At 72.9% G+C, this 15,453-nt stretch carries 14 protein-coding genes; 7 read left to right on the top strand and 7 right to left on the bottom strand.

Going from position 1 to position 15,453, the window contains the following annotated elements:
• The first annotated feature begins 177 nt into the window (after positions 1–177).
• Positions 178–2,151 (top strand): potassium transporter Kup, encoded by a 1,974-nt coding sequence (locus ACW9J6_RS23865; RefSeq protein ID WP_457115147.1) that lies wholly within the window; start codon positions 178–180, stop codon positions 2,149–2,151.
• Positions 2,152–2,177: 26 nt separating this feature from the next.
• On the opposite strand, the gene ACW9J6_RS23860 is transcribed toward ACW9J6_RS23865, so the two are convergent.
• From ACW9J6_RS23860 to ACW9J6_RS23830, 7 genes are all read right to left on the bottom strand, one after another.
• On the bottom strand, positions 2,178–2,666 hold the full coding sequence (locus ACW9J6_RS23860; RefSeq protein ID WP_457115146.1) for a hypothetical protein: 489 nt from the start codon (positions 2,664–2,666) through the stop codon (positions 2,178–2,180).
• The gene (locus ACW9J6_RS23855; RefSeq protein ID WP_457115145.1) at positions 2,663–3,241 is read right to left on the bottom strand and encodes a restriction endonuclease; all 579 of its coding nucleotides are present in this window, start codon (positions 3,239–3,241) and stop codon (positions 2,663–2,665) included. Before ACW9J6_RS23855 ends, ACW9J6_RS23860 begins: the two co-directional genes overlap by 4 nt.
• Before the next feature lie 199 nt (positions 3,242–3,440).
• Positions 3,441–4,709 (bottom strand): glycosyltransferase, encoded by a 1,269-nt coding sequence (locus ACW9J6_RS23850; protein WP_457115144.1) that lies wholly within the window; start codon positions 4,707–4,709, stop codon positions 3,441–3,443.
• 69 nt (positions 4,710–4,778) lie between these two features.
• Positions 4,779–5,432: an NrsF family protein gene (locus ACW9J6_RS23845; protein WP_457115143.1), complete on the bottom strand. Its 654-nt coding sequence runs from the start codon at positions 5,430–5,432 to the stop codon at positions 4,779–4,781.
• Positions 5,425–5,994 (bottom strand): sigma-70 family RNA polymerase sigma factor, encoded by a 570-nt coding sequence (locus tag ACW9J6_RS23840; protein ID WP_457115142.1) that lies wholly within the window; start codon positions 5,992–5,994, stop codon positions 5,425–5,427. Before ACW9J6_RS23840 ends, ACW9J6_RS23845 begins: the two co-directional genes overlap by 8 nt.
• A 16-nt stretch (positions 5,995–6,010) precedes the next feature.
• Entirely contained in the window at positions 6,011–6,736 is a 726-nt protein-coding gene (locus tag ACW9J6_RS23835; RefSeq protein ID WP_457115141.1) for an NrsF family protein, read from the bottom strand.
• Positions 6,733–7,440 (bottom strand): DUF1223 domain-containing protein, encoded by a 708-nt coding sequence (locus tag ACW9J6_RS23830; protein WP_457115140.1) that lies wholly within the window; start codon positions 7,438–7,440, stop codon positions 6,733–6,735. Before ACW9J6_RS23830 ends, ACW9J6_RS23835 begins: the two co-directional genes overlap by 4 nt.
• Positions 7,441–7,703: 263 nt before the next feature.
• Here ACW9J6_RS23830 and ACW9J6_RS23825 point away from each other — a divergent pair, with 263 nt between their 5' ends.
• From ACW9J6_RS23825 to ACW9J6_RS23800, 6 genes are read left to right on the top strand one after another with little or no spacing between them, the layout of a single operon-like run.
• The gene (locus ACW9J6_RS23825; protein ID WP_457115139.1) at positions 7,704–8,804 is read left to right on the top strand and encodes an LLM class flavin-dependent oxidoreductase; all 1,101 of its coding nucleotides are present in this window, start codon (positions 7,704–7,706) and stop codon (positions 8,802–8,804) included.
• Positions 8,797–10,056 (top strand): acyl-CoA dehydrogenase family protein, encoded by a 1,260-nt coding sequence (locus tag ACW9J6_RS23820; RefSeq protein ID WP_457115138.1) that lies wholly within the window; start codon positions 8,797–8,799, stop codon positions 10,054–10,056. Before ACW9J6_RS23825 ends, ACW9J6_RS23820 begins: the two co-directional genes overlap by 8 nt.
• A complete protein-coding gene (locus ACW9J6_RS23815) occupies positions 10,053–11,741 on the top strand; it encodes an ABC transporter substrate-binding protein (RefSeq protein ID WP_457115137.1) in 1,689 nt (562 codons plus the stop codon). Before ACW9J6_RS23820 ends, ACW9J6_RS23815 begins: the two co-directional genes overlap by 4 nt.
• 5 nt (positions 11,742–11,746) lie before the next feature.
• Positions 11,747–12,745: an ABC transporter permease gene (locus tag ACW9J6_RS23810; RefSeq protein ID WP_457115136.1), complete on the top strand. Its 999-nt coding sequence runs from the start codon at positions 11,747–11,749 to the stop codon at positions 12,743–12,745.
• Positions 12,742–13,587, top strand: coding sequence for an ABC transporter permease (locus tag ACW9J6_RS23805; protein WP_457115135.1), 846 nt, complete (start codon positions 12,742–12,744; stop codon positions 13,585–13,587). The genes ACW9J6_RS23810 and ACW9J6_RS23805 overlap by 4 nt, the downstream gene beginning before the upstream one ends.
• Positions 13,566–15,278, top strand: a complete 1,713-nt coding sequence (locus ACW9J6_RS23800; protein WP_457115134.1) for a dipeptide ABC transporter ATP-binding protein — start codon at positions 13,566–13,568, stop codon at positions 15,276–15,278. The genes ACW9J6_RS23805 and ACW9J6_RS23800 overlap by 22 nt, the downstream gene beginning before the upstream one ends.
• Positions 15,279–15,453: the final 175 nt, after the last annotated feature.

Below are 15,453 nucleotides of genomic sequence, written 5' to 3'. Positions count from 1 at the left end.
GCACCTGCCGGTGCGGCGGGGGCGAAAGCTAGGCACGCGGGTGGGCGCGTGCTATGAACGCGTCAAATTCGAGGCGGGCGCGCGCCGCGCGTCCGGCCTCCAAGGCTTCGTGCCGCCGAATGGCCCATTAGCATGCCCGGCGGCCCGCGCCGCTCGCGGGCGCATTCCCGATCAGCCATGACCCAGTCAGCCGTGCCCGCGGGTGGTTCTCCGAGCGCCCCGCCCGAAACTCTCACGCCCCCGAGCGGCGGCCCGCCGAGTCCGGCCGGCAGCGTCGACGAGCCGGAGGGCCATTCCGGGACGCATGCCAAGTTCTGGACGCTGTTCATCGGCTCGATCGGGGTCGTCTACGGCGACATCGGCACCAGCCCGCTCTACGCCTTCCGCGAGGCGCTGGGGCCCGGCCGCTCGGACGGAATCGTCCCGCCGGAGGAGGTGCTGGGCACGGTCTCGCTGCTGCTCTGGGCGCTGATCCTGATCGTCACCGTGAAGTACGTCCTGCTGCTCCTGCACATGGACAACCGGGGCGAGGGCGGCATCCTCTCGCTGATGGCGCTCGCCCGCAAGGCGCTGGGCGGATCGCGCACTGTGTTCATGCTGGGGCTGCTCGGCGCCGCCCTGTTCTACGGGGACGCGATCATCACCCCGGCGATCTCGGTGCTCTCGGCCGTGGAGGGCCTGAAGCTCGTCACCCCGGCCTTCGACAACTCCGTCCTGCCGATCACGATCGCGATCATCGTGCCGCTGTTCCTGGTCCAGAGCCGGGGCACCGGCCGGATGGCGACCTTCTTCGGTCCCATCATGCTGGTCTGGTTCGCCGCCCTGGCGGTCGCGGCGCTGCCGCACATCTGGCGGCGGCCCGACGTGCTGCTCGCGCTCAATCCCTGGCACGCGGCGACCTATCTCGTCGGCCACGGCACCGGCGCCCTCGTGGTGCTCGGCGCGGTCTTCCTCGCGGTGACCGGCGCTGAGGCGCTGTTCGCGGATCTCGGCCATTTCGGCCGCCGGCCCATCCAGGCCGCCTGGAGCGCCATCGTCGGCCCCTCGCTCGCCCTCAACTACCTGGGCCAGGCGGCGCTCGTGCTCGCCCACCCGGACGCGACGGACCCGTTCTTCCAGCTCGTGCCCGAGTGGGCGCTGCTGCCGATGGTGATCCTCGCCACCCTGGCGACGGTGATCGCCAGCCAGGCGGTGATCACCGGCGCCTTCTCCTTGTCGCGGCAGGCCGTGCAGCTCGGTCTGCTGCCGCGGCTGGAGATCCGCCACACCTCCGAGTCGCATTCCGGCCAGATCTTCCTGCCGCAGATCAACACGCTGCTGCTGCTGGGCGTCGTCGTGCTGGTCTTCCTGTTCCGCACCTCCAGCGGCCTCGCCTCGGCCTACGGCATCGCCGTCACCGGCACGATGCTGATCACGGCCTGCCTCGCCTTCCTGGTCCTGTGGCGGTTCTGGCACTGGTCGCCGCTGGCGGCCGGCGCCGCGATGGTGCCCTTCATCGCCATCGAGATCATGTTCCTGGTCTCGAACCTGCTGAAGGTCTTCGAGGGCGGCTACGTCCCGCTGATGATCGCGGGCGTGCTGGTCCTGATCATGTGGACCTGGGTGCGGGGCGTCACCATCCTGTTCAACAAGACCCGCAAGACCGACGTGCCCCTGACTGAGCTCGTCGGCATGCTGGAGAAGAGCCCGCCCCACCACGTCAAGGGCACGGCGGTGTTCCTGACCAGCGATCCCGAGACGGCGCCGGCCGCGCTGCTCCACAACCTGAAGCACAACAAGGTGCTGCACGAGAAGAACGTCGTGCTCACGGTCAAGACCATCGACCTGCCGCGCCTGAACGACGCCGACCGGATCCGGATCGAGCCGATGGGGCCGCATTTCTGGAAGGTGGTGATGAAGTTCGGCTACATGGAATCGCCGAACATCCCGAAGGGGCTGGCGCTGCTGCGCAAGCAGGGCTTCAAGTTCGACATCATGGCGACGTCGTTCTTCCTGTCCCGGCGCTCGATCCGGCCGGCCGCGCAATCGGGCATGCCGCTCTGGCAGGACCGGATCTTCATCGGGCTCGCCCGCAACGCCAACGACGCCACGGACTTCTTCCAGATCCCGACTGGGCGCGTGGTCGAGGTCGGCACCCAGGTGACGGTGTAGGGAGCACGGCCTCCGCGAGGGCGCGCTCAGGCGTCGAGCCTGCCGTTCGGGGCGGATGAGGCACCCTGTAGGAACGCCACGAGGTCGTCCAGCAGCGGAGGGCTGGCCGTCGCCGAGGACCCGTTCGCAGGCGGGAGACCGGGCGCGGCCCGCTCCCGAAACGGCTCGCGATCGCCGTCGAGCGCGGCCGGGACGGGCGCGGCCGTCGGGAGCAGTTGACCCTCGACGGTTGGTACGGCCAGGAACAATCGACACCGGTCTTCGCCGGCGCGCGGAGGCACGAGGTCGCGGAAGATCATCTGCTGCTTCCTGATCCGCCCGTCATCGGTCGTATCGGCGTCGACGATCACCGCGACTCGGGCCTGATCCTTGAGCGCCAGCGACGTGCCGAGGGAGATCGCGGAGGACTTGCCGCCCGCCTCCACGACCTGAACGCCGCCGACGCCCAATTCCGCGAGGAATGCGCGCAGGATCGCCGCCTCGGCCGCCCCCTCGGTGATGACGTAAGTGCTCATCCCAGGTGTCGGGCGCGCGAGTCGAAATCGGGCTTCCCGTCCTGCATCAGGACCCGGTACGTGAGCTTCAGGGCACGCCCGAAATCTCGCTTGGCGAGGAGATACGCGATCTCGGGACCCTGCCACAGGAGGATGGCATGCGGCGCCATGAAGTGCGCCAGCGTGACGGCCGGCTCCGTGAAACCGCCGCGGCTGAACACGCTGCCGACCACGCCCGCTGGTCTCCGGAGCAACTGGTTGCGCACCTTCGCCAGCGGCTCCACGTTGACGCGGTCCGCTTGGTCCTTGACCTCGACCATGCACGTGAGGCCGTCGCTGACGATCATGCCGTCGATCTGCTCGACGACCGCGCCGTGCAGCCTGACCGCGTAGGGCGAGACCACCTCCGCACCGCCGAGTTCGAAGGCGCGCAGGATCAGGTACTCAAGGGCCCTCCCGCGCGGCCAATCCGACGCGTCGGGTCCCGGTCCGCCCGCGATCTGCTCCCAGAGCGCGTCCAGTCGAGGGCCCGAGCCCTGTCTCCGTGATCGATGTCCGGAGGGTTCGGCCCGAACGGGCTCCTTTACGGCATGCATCCCCCGCGCCCATCCGACGGGCCGACGCGCCATCCTGGGCCGCGCCGGGCGCCGCGATCTACGGGCCGAAGGTTGAGGGATTCACGCGGCAATCAATCGGACCGCGCAACGGCGCGTTCAGGCACCGCGACGGAGGCGCGTGTCCGGCGTTTCGCGGTCCAACGGCGCAGCTCCGCGCCGTTCCGACAGATCCGGCCGGTCAATGCCTCGCGCCGACCACCCCGTCGATCACCGCCAGGATCTCCCGCGGCGTGTCGTGCCGCGCGAAGCTCGTCGCCAGCTCGCGCGCCCGGGCGCGATAACCGGGTTCGTCGAGCACGGCATCGACCGCCCGCCGCAGGGCCGCTGGGTCGGACGCATCTTCGCGCAGGAAGATCCCGGTCCCGGACCAGCCGACCCGTGCGCCGACCTCCGCCTTGTCCTCCGTCATCCCGGCCGAGACGATCGGAACGCCGGCCTGCAGGGCCGAGAGCACCGTGCCGTAGCCCCCGTTCGTGACCAGGGCGGCGACCCGCGGCATCAGGTCGGCGAAGGGCAGGAAGGACGCGACCCGAGCATTGGCCGGGATCGGGATCCCGATCGCCTCGACGGGCCGGCCCCCGGTCGTCGCCACCGCGAGCACGTCGGTCCGGTCGGCGAGCGCCCGCAGGGTCGGCGCCACGACCTCGCCGAAATCCGCGTTGGCCAAGGTCCCCTGCGTGACGAGCACGATGCGCCGGCTCGAACCGAGGTCCGGCCACCAATCCGGGTTCGGGCCCGCGACGGCGGGCGGCGGCAGCGCGCCGACGAAGCGGATCCCGGGCGGGAGCGGCGCGAAATCGTACTCGAAATCCGGGATCGTCAGCTGGATCACCGCGTCCGGCAGGGTGAGGATGGACTGGGTGAGCGAGGCCGGCAGGCCCGGCAGGCCCATCCGGGCGAGCGCCGCGTCCGCGGCGGCGCGGACCGGCTGGGTGAAGGCGACGTCGACCTGCTGGCGGATCGCCGCGTAGCGCGCCCGCTCCGCCGCGTCCCGGGCCGGCGGGAAGCCGGGGCCCAGCGGCGCCCCGTCCGGCCGGTCGAGGAACAGGAAGCTCACGTTGCAGAGGATCACCGGGGGCCGCGGCGCCGGGTCGAGGAGGAGCGGCAGCACGCCGAGGAACAGGCTCCCCGCCACGATCGCGTCGGGGCGCTCGGCCGCGACCACCGCGCGCAGAACCTCCGCCTGCCGCGGCATGATGGCGATGAAGCGCTGCTCGAATTCCCGCCGTCCCCGCTCCGGGCCGACCGGCAGGGAGGTCTCCCGATACTCCGCCGAGTGGTCGTTGGCGTAGGCCACGCAGCGGAATCCCGCCGCCTCGACCTTGGGGCGCGCGTCCTCCGAGGTGACGACCACGACCTCGTCGCCGCGGCCGGCCGCCACCCGCGCCACCGCGAGGAGCGGATTGAGGTGCCCGGTCAGGGGCGTTGCCGCCAGAAGCAGTTTCATCGCACTCTCCCGCTCGCCGGGCCGCCGCCCCGCACCCGCCGCGGTTGTTCGCGGATCATTCCGCCGCGGTTACGCCCGACTGCCGCCGATCAGACGGCCCCCCGCCCGCGCGTTGAGCCCGACGATCGCCGACACGACGACCCCGTGCAGGGCGAGGTCCGTGGCGGTGGCGTCGTGCGGATGCACCAGGACCAGGATCGAGGCCGCCGCCGCCGCCACCGCGAGGCCGCCCAAAGCCGCCGTCAGGCCGGGCCGCAGCGGGCAGGCCCGCCGCAGCATCCGCATCAGCAGCACGGAGAGGGGCAGCGACGCGGCGATCAGGAGGACGGCGCAGCCCCCCATCTCGCGTCCATCGGGCAGGTCGGTGCCGGGCGCCACCCAGTCCCGCAGGCATCCGAGCCCGCTTGCCCCGATCCACAGCGCCGCAGGGGCGAGCGGCAGCAGCGCCCAGCGCGGCGACCGCCCCGGCACGCTGGTGACGAAGGCCGCCACCGACGCCGTCGCGGCGGTGAGGATGGCCCCGAGCGCCGCGAGCCGCAGATCCATCACCGTCATGCGCAGGCGCAGGCTCGCGAGGTCGCTGAAGGGTAGCACCAGCAGCCCCAGGGCGAGGGCCGCGGCGCACCAGAGGAAGCCCCGCCACAGGGGCGAGCGCAGGGGACGGACGGGCCGCAGGTCGCCGACGAGGCGCTCCACCAGCAGGTCGTGGGCGGCCTCAGACACGACCGTCCTCCCGGTCGGGCGCGAGGGCGGTGCGCAGGGCCTTCAGGGCCCGGTGGAGGTTCACCTTCAATGCTCCCTTGGTCCGCCCGGTCGCGGCGGAGGCCTCGTCGAGAGAACGCTCGTGCAGCGACAGCTGCTCCACGGCCTGCCGCTGGCCCTCCGGCAGGGCCGCGACGGCGCGGGCGAGGCGCGCGTCGCGCTGGCTGGCCTCGACGGAGGCACCGGGGAGCGGGCCCTCGTCGCGCTCGGCCTCGTAGGCGAGCGGATCGTGCACCTCCTGCGGCCGGCGGCCCGCCCGGCGCATCAGGTCGACGGCGCGGCGCTGGGCGATGGCGCGCAGCCAGGGCAGGAAGGGCCGGGCCGGATCGTAGGTCGCCCGGGCCCGGTGCACGGTGAGGAGGGTGTCCTGCACCACGTCGTCGATCGCGTCCGGCCGCACGCCCTGCGCCCGCGCCACGGCGGCGATCACCGGCACGCAGTCGCGCAGCAGGGTCCGATAGGCGGCGGCATCGCCGGCCTGCGCCGCCGCCATCGCGGCCGAGAGCTTGGCTTCACGCTCCATGATCGGGTCCCGGCCCTCAGCTTAGCCCGCGCCGGTCCGCCGCGGGAAGGGGCGGCATCGGCTCGCCCGCGCGCGGCTCGACGAGGAGGCGGCGGCCGAGGCCCGCTCCGGCGCCGATCGAGGCCGCGAGAGCCGCGACCTGGGCGGCGAAGTCGCGGGGGGACGGGCGGTAGGGATGGAACAGGGCGACGAGGGTCGCGGCCGCGGCCGCCGCCGCGAGGCCGATCAGCCCACCGGTGAGGCGGGGGCGCAGGGTGTGGCCGCGCCGGACGACCTCCCCGAGCAGGAGGGCGACCGGCACCGCCATCCCGACGATGAACAGGAGGCCCGCGCCGGTCGCCGCGAGCGATGCCGTCGCATGGTCCATGGGCCGCTCGCTCAGGGCCGCGGCGAGGCCGGTGCCGAGCCACAGGAGTGCCGGCCCGACTGCCAGCGCCGCCCAGCCCCGCCCGCGATCGGGCAGGGCCGTCAGCACCGCCGCCGCCGCCGCCCCGGCCGCCGTGGCGGCGGAGCCGGCCAGCATCACGCCGATCTCCGGCATCGCGAGGATTCGCCCCCCGAGGTCGCGCAGGTCCGAGACGGCCGCGAGCCCGAGACCCATCGCGGCGACGACGGTGCCCCAGGCGGCAATCCGCCGGCCGGGCGAGGCGAGGCGGCGCATCGGCTCCAGGCGCCGCGCCAGCAGGTCGATGGTCGCCCGGTGGCGGCCCTCGGCGCCGCGCGCCCCTCCGTCCCGGGTCACGAGGCGGGGTCGAGGCGCGCTGCAGCCAGGATCCGTCCGTCGGGTGCCTGGAGGAGCAGGGCCGCGTCCTCGCCGGGCGGCGCGGCGTGGAGACCCTCCACGCGGGCGCCGGTCCAGGCGCCGATCTCCCGGATGCCGCGCACGACGTTGGCTTCCACGAGGGTGCGCCCGCCATTCTCGCCGCGGCGGACCGCGGTGCGGTGCGCGTGGTCGAAGCCGACGAGGAGCAGCCGGCCCCGGCCCGCCCCCTCCCCGACCGCCACGGCGAGGTCGCCGCCGCGCCGCCGCAGGCTCGCGGCGGGCGAGGCCGGCAGGGCGGCGCGGGCCTGGGCGATCGCCCCGGCCGCCGCCTCGCGGTCGGAGCCGACGACGCTGAGGGCGCCGTCGACCACGAGCTGCGGCGTGAAGGAGACCCCGTCGAACCGGGTCGCGTAGGCGGCCTGCCGGTCGGTCGCCTCCGGCAGGGAGAACGGGTCCTGCCAGCCGAGCCCGTTCCAGTAGGTGACGTGGAAGGTGAGCGGCAGCAGGTCGGGGCGGCTCGCGGCGAGCTCGCCCAGATAGGCGTCGGCCGGCGGGCAGGAGGAGCAGCCCTGCGAGGTGAAGAGTTCGAGCACGAGCGGCCGATCGGCGGCGGCGGCGGGCGCGATGGCCCATCCGACGGCGAAGGCGGCGAGAACCGGGAGATGGCGGAGCCGGAGGAGCATCAGGGCCGATCCTGGGCGGAGAGGTCGTCGAGGTGTTCGCCGGACCCGAGGCGGCGGTTACGTCGCACCCGCCGCGCCGCCTGATGGCGATTCGGCCCCGGCCATCCGGCACAATGAAAATAAAACTGGGGCGCTCGCGCCGCAGCATGGAAGCAATCGCTCCAAACAACCTCAACAAAGAAAAACCATTTTATTTCCAGTAGCGCAGATCCGCCCTAGGCTGAACCTCGCCATCTCATCGCGTGTCGAGGCAGAGACGCCGCATGGCCGTCGAATTCATCAGTGCCAGTTTCGCGAACAGCTCGTCCGATCTCGACCCGAAACCCGGAGCGCCGCTCGATCCGGCCTATCTGGCGCGCTACGCCCGTACCCTGGACGATGCCGGGTTCAACTACACGCTCCTTCCCTACCATTCCTCATCGTTCGACCCGTTCACGCTGGCCGCGACGGTGATCGCCCATACGAAGTCGGTGGCACCGATCGTGGCGCTGCGCCCCAACACCGTCTACCCGACCGTCGCCGCCAAGGCGCTGGCCACGCTCGACCAGCTGAGCGGCGGCCGCGTCATGGTCCACTTCATCGCCGGGGGCGACGCGGCCGAGCAGGCGCGGGAGGGCGACTTCCTGTCGAAGGAGCAGCGCTACGCGCGGACCGACGAGTACATCCGCATCCTGCGCCGGGCCTGGCAATCCTCGGAGCCGTTCGATTTCGACGGCACCTACTACCAGTTCAAGGGCTTCAGCAACGCGGTCCTGCCGGTGAACGGATCGATCCCGGTCTCGCTCGGCGGCTCGTCCGACGACGCCTACCGGGTCGGCGGCTCGCTCGCGGACGTCTTCGGCCTATGGGGCGAGCCGCTGAAGGAGACGAAGGAGCAGATCGACCGCATCCACGCAGAGGCCGAGAAGGCCGGCCGCGCGGACCGGCCGCGGATCTGGGTGACCTTCCGGCCGATCATCGCCGAGACCGACGACCTGGCCTGGGCCAAGGCGCACCGGATCCTGGAGCGGCTCGAGGCGAATTACGCCAAGGGCGCGCCGACGCGGCCGCTCTCCGGCGGCCCGCCGCAGAATGTCGGCTCCCAGCGCCTCCTCGCGATCGCCGCGCGCGGCGACGTGCAGGACCGGGCGCTGTGGTATCCGACCGTGACGGCCACCAACGCACGCGGGGCCTCCACGGCCCTGGTCGGGTCCCCCCGGACGATCGCGGATTCCATCCTCGACTACGTCGATCTCGGCGCGGACCTGATCTCGATCCGCGGCTACGACAACCTCAACGACGCGATCGATTACGGCCGCTACGTGCTGCCCCTGGTCCGCGCGGAACTCGCCCGCCGGGGCGCCGAGACGCGCCTCCATGCGTGAGGGCGGGGCGGGTCCGGACGTCGCCGGAATCGACCTCGCGCAGGTCGTGGCGACGCTCTCCGCGGCGGCACCGGCGGCGGACGCGGACGCGTCCTTCCCGCACGAGGGCATCCGGGCGGTCCACGCGGCGGGACTGCTCGACCTCACGGTTGCGGAGCGCTACGGGGGTCGCGCCCTCGGCCTCAGCGGCGTCGCGCGCCTCATGGCCGCGCTCGGGCGCGGCGACCCCTCGGTGGCGCTCATCACCCTGATGACGCTCCTGAGCCACCATCACCAGGCGCAGCGGCCGCAATGGCCCGAGGCGGTCTACGCCCGCGTCCTGGCCGAGGGGCGGCGCCGGCCGGTGCTCCTCAACGCGGCGCGGGCGGAGCCGGACCTCGGCTCCCCGGCGCGGGGCGGCCTCCCGCAGACGCGCGCGCGCCGCACCGCCGAGGGCTGGTCGATCAGCGGCACCAAGCGCTTCGTCACCGGCTGCGAGGGCCTGTCCTACGTCCTGGTCTGGGCCAGCACCGACGAGACGCCCGCGCGCGTCGGCACCTTCATCGTGCCGGCCGATGCGCCGGGCCTGCGCATCGAGCGGACCTGGAGCAGCCTCGGGCTGCGGGCGACCGGCTCCCACGACATCGTCCTCGACGCGGTCGCGGTCGGCCCCGACGAGGTGATCGGGCTGACGGAGGCCGGCGCCGCCGTGCAGGACAACCGCGCCCAGGCGGCGACCGCGCTCGTGATCACCGCCCTCTATCTCGGCGTCGCCGAGGCGGCGCAGGACGCCTTCCTGGCCTTCGCGGAGGGCCGCGTTCCCGCCAATCTCGGATATCCGGTCGCCCGGACCGAGCGCTTCGTCGCCCTCGCCGGCGAGATCGACCTGCGGGTCGGAAGCGCGCGCCAGCTCATCCTCGGCGCGATCGACCATGCCGCCGATGCGCCGGAGGCGCTCCTGCGCGCCCGGCTCCTCGCCGGACGGCAGCTCCGGGAGGCGGTGCAGATCGCCGCCGGCGCCCTCGGCAATCCGGGCCTGAGCGGCGACGGCGACCTCCAGCGGCACTTCCGCGACATCCAATCCGTGCTGGTCCACGCCCCGCAGGACGACACGGTGATCACCCTCCTCGGCCGAGCGGCCTTCGCGGCCCGCACCGGCGGCCCTTCGCGGCCGGACGGGAGGGAGCGCCCCTCCCACGCGGACGCGGAGCGCACACGCCTCGAGCGTCCCCCGCGCGACGGCGCCCTGCGCGCAATCAGGATCCCGTCATGACCCATCGTCCTCCCCGTCCCGCCCCGTCGCGCCGCCGGGTGATGAGCGGCGCCGCCGCGCTCGTCGCGGCCGGCGCGCTGCGCCAGCCGGTCGCGGCGGCGGCCGGGCCGGGCTCCGGCAATCCGCGCGAGGGGGGCGACATCGTCTTCCTGATCGATTCCCTCGGGCCGACCTGGATCCCGAACAACAGTGCGATCTCCAGCTTCCAGGGCCACGTCTGGGGCCACGTCACCGACAAGCTCGTCTACGTCGACGCCGAAGGCAGGGTCAGTCCCTGGATCGCCGCGCGCTGGGAGCAGAACGACGACGCCACCGCCTTCACCCTCCACCTGCGGGACGGCGTGACCTTCTCGGACGGCACCCCGCTCGACGCGGCAGCCGTCGTCGCCAATCTCGACATCTGGTCCGCGGGCCGCATCCGGGAGGGCATCAACCCGATCGGCCTGTTCCCGAAGACCTACGACCGCGCCGAGGCGGTTGACCCCACCACCGTGAGGGTGTTCTTCAAGGCGCCGGCCCTCGGCTTCATCCCGACGCTCGGCTATCACGGCTCGATCCTGATCTCCCCAAAGACCCTCGCGCGGCCGGCTGCCGAGCAGGCCGACCTCGCGAGGACCTCCGGCAGCGGCCCCTTCCTGGTCGCGGCCTGGAAGGAGGGCGACTTCGTCAGGCTGGTCAAGCGCAAGGACTACGCGTGGGGTCCCGCGGCGGTCGGCCATACCGGCCCGGCCCATCTCGATTCGATCACCTACAAGGTGGTGGCCGAGCCCTCCCTGCGGGTCTCCGCCGTCCAGTCGGGCCAGGCCGACGTCGCCTACAACGCCTCGCCTCAGGAATTGCGGTCCCTCAAGGAGGCCGGCTTCACGGTCGCGACGCCGCGCTACCTCGGCTTCGTCAACGGCTGGGCGATCAACACGAAGCTCGCCCCCTACAACGACCTCAGGATCCGCCAAGCGCTCCAGGCCGGCATCGACCGGCAGGAGATCATCGACACCGTCTACACGCCCGACTGGAAGCTCGCGACGTCGTTCATCCAGAGCAACGTGCCCGGCGCGAGCGATCACGGCGCCCTGCTCGCCTACGATCCCGCCCGGGCCGGCAGGCTCCTCGACGAGGCGGGCTGGGTCCGGGGCCGCGGCGGCATCCGGACCAAGGACGGCAGGCCGCTGACGCTGACGCTCTACCCTACCCCCTACCTCGCGACCGCGAAGGCCGTGGACGAACTCATCGCCCAGCAGCTCGGCAAGCTCGGCTGGAAGGTCGACATCCGGAGCTACGATGTCGCGACCTTCGGCCAGAAGGTCCAGTTCGGCGGGCCGGCCGTCCCGGCCTACGAGGTGACGCGCAGCTTCATCGACGCCGGCACCGTGGCGGGCATCCTCACCGACGCCAATCAGGGCGAGAACTGGTTCGCCCTCGGCGAGAGCGACGCGACGCTCAACGCCCTGCGCGACGGCATCGCCGGCGCCCGCTCCCTCGCCAGCCGCGACCGGCTCCTCGACGATCTCCAGAGATACGTCCTCGAACAGGGCTACTTCATTCCACGCACGCAGATCGTCCAGCGCATCTACGTGCAATCCCCGACCCTCACGGGCGAGACCTACAACGGCATCGCCTATGCCAGCTACTACGCGGCCAGCAAGAGCGATGGACCCGCGGCGCGTCCGGACCGGGCGGCGCGGTGACCGGCATGGGACGCCCCTACGCGACCTATGCGGGCAGACGCCTCGTCCAGGGCGTGGCGGTCATCCTGCTCGCCTACCTGTTCACCTTCGTGGTCGTCAGCGTCCTGCCCGGCGACCCGATCACCACCGTGCTGCGCGATCCCCAGAACGGGTTCACCGAGGAGCAGATCCGGGCGATCGTCGCCGCCCAGGGCCTGGATCAGCCGCTCCCGGTCCAGCTCTGGAGATCGCTGTCCCACTTCGTCGTCGGCGATTTCGGCCTGTCGATGCGGTCCACCCGGCCCGTCGCGACCCTGATCGCCGAGGTGCTGCCCTCGACGCTGGTGCTGGCCTCCGGCGGCCTCGCGGTGGCGCTGCTGCTGGCCGCCGCGATCGCCTGCGGAACCCAGATCCTGCCGCTTCGGTACGGCCAAGGCGCCCTGCGGACCCTGCCGTCGCTGTTCCTCTCGGTCCCGAACTTCGTGATCGGGCTCGTCCTGATCCACGTCTTCGGGTTCCAGCTCGGCCTGTTCCGGGTGATCGAGCCGGACGGAGCCTGGGCGACCGCCTTCGCGGCGGTGGCGCTCGGCATCCCGATCTCGGCGCAGATCGCCGAGGTGCTCATCGCCAACCTCGACGGGGAGGCGGGTCAGGACTACGCCACCGTCGCGCGCAGCCGCGGCCTCGGCCCGGTGCGGCTCCTCGTCCGGCACCTCCTCAAGCCGTCCGCGCTCCCGGTCGTCACCGTCATCGCGCTCGCGGTCGGCGAGGTGCTGGGCGGCTCGCTGATCACCGAGACGGTGTTCGGACGCACGGGCATCGGGAGCCTCGTGCAGCGCTCGGCGGCGGCGCAGGACCTGCCCGTCCTGCAGGCGGTCGTCTCGCTGGCGGCGCTGGTCTTCGTGGTCGTCAACCTGTTCGCCGACCTCGTCTCCCCCCTGCTCGACCCGCGCCTGCCGGCGGCCGGCGGCGTCGGGACCCGGCCCGTCGCCAGCGAGCCCGCGCTGCGGACGGTGGCACGATGAGCGTCGCGTCCCTCTCCCCGGCCCGGTCCGCAGGAGCCGCCCACCCGGCCCTCCTCCGGCTGCCCCCGACCGTCGCCCTGTCCCTCGCCGTCGTCGCGCTGGTGATCGGCTGGTCGCTCGCGCCGGGCCTGTTCACGGGCCAGGACCCCGTCAACGGCGTGCCGGCCCAGAAGCTTCTGGGCCCGAGTGCGGCGCACTGGTTCGGCACCGATCACCTCGGTCGCGACCTCTACACCCGCGTGGTCTACGGGGCGGCCTCGTCGGTGACGAGCGCGCTCATCGCCGTCGTCATGAGCGTCGTGATCGGCGGCCTGATCGGACTCCTTGCCGGATTCCTGGGCGGCTGGACCGACGTCGTGCTCGCGCGCTTCGTCGATATCCTCCTGGCCATCCCGCGATTCCTCCTCGCCGTCATCGTCGTCACGGCGCTCGGCTTCGACACCACGAACACCGCCCTGGCGACCGGACTCTCGGCGGTGGCGGTGTTCGCCCGGGTGATGCGGGCGGAGGTCATCAAGACCTGCCGGGCGACCTTCGTCGAGGCGGCGTTCCTCCAGGGCGGATCGCGCTGGTCCATCCTGATGCAGCACGTGCTGCCGAACGCCTCCCGCTCGGTGCTGGCGCTGGCGGTCCTGCAATTCGGGCTGTCGATCCTGGTGATCGCCAGCCTCGCCTTCCTCGGATACGGCGACCCGCCGCCCGCCTCCGACTGGGGCCTGCTGATCGCGACCGGCAGGGACTACCTGCGATGGCCGTGGCTGGTCTACGCCCCGGCCCTCGTCACGATCGCGACCGTCCTCTCCGTCAACAGGATCAGCCGATGGCTGCGCAAGACCGCCTGACCGCGACGGCCCTGCATGCCGTGCCGTCCCGGGCGCCGTCGACGGACGCCCTGCTGCGCGTCGACGGCCTCTCGGTCTCCTACGGGCCGCACGAGGTCGTCCGCGGGGTCGGGTTCACCCTCGACCGCGGCGCGAGCCTCGCCCTGATCGGGGAATCCGGCTCGGGCAAGTCGAGCATCGCCCGCGCGGTGCTGCGGCTCCTCCCGGACGGCGCCCGCGCCGCGGGGCGGGTCGCGTTCGACGGGCGCGAGGTGCTGGGCCTCCCCGAGCGCCGGTTCCGGCCGCTGCGCGGGCGCGCGATCGGCTTCGTTCCCCAGGACCCCGGCACCGCGCTCAACCCCGTCCGCACGATCGGCGCCCAGGCCGAGGAGGCAGCCGCCCTCCTGGACGAACCCGACCGGCGGCGGCGTCGGCAGCGCATCCTGGACACCTTCGCCGAGGTCGGGCTCGACGATCCCCGGCGCGTCTGCGACTCCTACCCCCACCATCTGTCCGGCGGCATGCTGCAGCGCGTGCTGATCGGGCTGGCGATCCTCCCGCAGCCGGCGCTTCTGGTCGCGGACGAGCCGACCTCCGCACTCGACGTCACGATCCAGAAGCGGATCCTCGACCTGCTCTCGCGGCTGCGGCGGGAGCGCGGCATCGGCCTGCTCCTGATCACCCACGATCTCGCGATCGCCACCGAGCGCGCCGACGCGCTGGTGGTGCTCAAGGACGGCACCATCCAGGAGGCGGGCGCGACGGCGGCGGTCTTCGCCGCGCCGCGATCGGCCTACGCGCGCAAGCTACAGGCCGACGTGCCCGTCCTCAACCCCGACCGCTACGCCGCCCTGCGCGGGGTGGGCGCGCGCCGCCTCGCGGAGAGCGCGGCGCCCGAGAGCGCGGCGCCCAAGATCGCGGTCGACGGCGTGTCCAAGACCTTCACGGTCGACGGCAGGGCGGTGGCCGCCGTGGACGGCCTGTCCTTCACCGTCCCGGCCGGCACCACCCACGCCTTGGTGGGCGAGTCCGGCTCGGGCAAGACGACGACGATCCGGCTGCTGCTCGGGCTCGAGCAGCCCGATGCGGGCGAGATCCTGGTCGCCGGCGAGCGGGTGGACGGGCGCTCGCACGAGGCCCTGCGCGTCCTGCGCCGCCACCTCCAGCTCGTCTACCAGAACCCCTTCACCTCCCTCGACCCGACCTGGACGATCGAGCGGCTGGTGCGCGAGCCCCTGGACCGCTTCGGGATCGGAACCCGCGGGGAGCGGACAGAGCGGGTGCGCGCGGCGCTCGCCGATGTCGGGCTCGGCGCACCCCTGCTCTCCCGCCGCCCGGACGCCCTCTCGGGCGGTCAGCGCCAGCGCGTCGCCATTGCCCGGGCGCTGGTCCTCCGGCCGGACGTGATCCTGCTCGACGAGCCGACCTCGGCGCTCGACGTCGGCGTGCAGGCCGAGATCGTCGAGGTGCTGCTCTCCCTGCAGGCGCAGTTGGGGCTGACCTACGTCTTCGTCTCCCACGACCTCGCCCTGGTGCGCCAACTGGCGCACACGGTCTCGGTCATGCACCGCGGGCGCATCGTCGAGCACGGGACCGTCTCCGCCATCTTCGACGCCCCACGGCACGCCTACACCGCGTCGCTGCTGGACTCGCTCCCCGCGGGGTTCGCCCGCGTGCCGCAGCCGGTCGGCCCCGTGGCGCGGATCGCCTGAGCCGCTTCCGTCGGCCCGAAACCGGCGCCGAGGCCGGCCGCCAGGGCGGCGCGCCGCGTGATCGTCAGGTGCTGCTCCGTCGCCGGCCGGGCTCAGTCGCCCCGGTCTCCGACCGAGCGAGACCTGCGGCAACAGCAATCACCCGCTCACGGGTTCCGGCGAGGCGGCCGCCGCG

The sequence above is a fragment of the Methylobacterium sp. JK268 genome (assembly GCF_054052225.1).
Note: the sequence above shows the minus strand (reverse complement) of the source record. Positions and strands in the feature narration are given on the sequence as shown.

What these genes read in the sequence shown, in the direction of transcription:
- ACW9J6_RS23830 (WP_457115140.1), bottom strand. Translation starts at nt 7,440, where the DNA reads ATGCTCCTCCGGCTCCGCCATCTCCCGGTTCTCGCCGCCTTCGCCGTC.
- ACW9J6_RS23840 (WP_457115142.1), bottom strand. Translation starts at nt 5,994, where the DNA reads ATGGAGCGTGAAGCCAAGCTCTCGGCCGCGATGGCGGCGGCGCAGGCC.
- ACW9J6_RS23815 (WP_457115137.1), top strand. Translation starts at nt 10,053, where the DNA reads ATGACCCATCGTCCTCCCCGTCCCGCCCCGTCGCGCCGCCGGGTGATG.
- ACW9J6_RS23860 (WP_457115146.1), bottom strand. Translation starts at nt 2,666, where the DNA reads ATGAGCACTTACGTCATCACCGAGGGGGCGGCCGAGGCGGCGATCCTG.
- ACW9J6_RS23850 (WP_457115144.1), bottom strand. Translation starts at nt 4,709, where the DNA reads ATGAAACTGCTTCTGGCGGCAACGCCCCTGACCGGGCACCTCAATCCG.
- ACW9J6_RS23855 (WP_457115145.1), bottom strand. Translation starts at nt 3,241, where the DNA reads ATGCATGCCGTAAAGGAGCCCGTTCGGGCCGAACCCTCCGGACATCGA.
- ACW9J6_RS23820 (WP_457115138.1), top strand. Translation starts at nt 8,797, where the DNA reads ATGCGTGAGGGCGGGGCGGGTCCGGACGTCGCCGGAATCGACCTCGCG.
- ACW9J6_RS23800 (WP_457115134.1), top strand. Translation starts at nt 13,566, where the DNA reads ATGGCTGCGCAAGACCGCCTGACCGCGACGGCCCTGCATGCCGTGCCG.
- ACW9J6_RS23865 (WP_457115147.1), top strand. Translation starts at nt 178, where the DNA reads ATGACCCAGTCAGCCGTGCCCGCGGGTGGTTCTCCGAGCGCCCCGCCC.
- ACW9J6_RS23805 (WP_457115135.1), top strand. Translation starts at nt 12,742, where the DNA reads ATGAGCGTCGCGTCCCTCTCCCCGGCCCGGTCCGCAGGAGCCGCCCAC.
- ACW9J6_RS23825 (WP_457115139.1), top strand. Translation starts at nt 7,704, where the DNA reads ATGGCCGTCGAATTCATCAGTGCCAGTTTCGCGAACAGCTCGTCCGAT.
- ACW9J6_RS23810 (WP_457115136.1), top strand. Translation starts at nt 11,747, where the DNA reads ATGGGACGCCCCTACGCGACCTATGCGGGCAGACGCCTCGTCCAGGGC.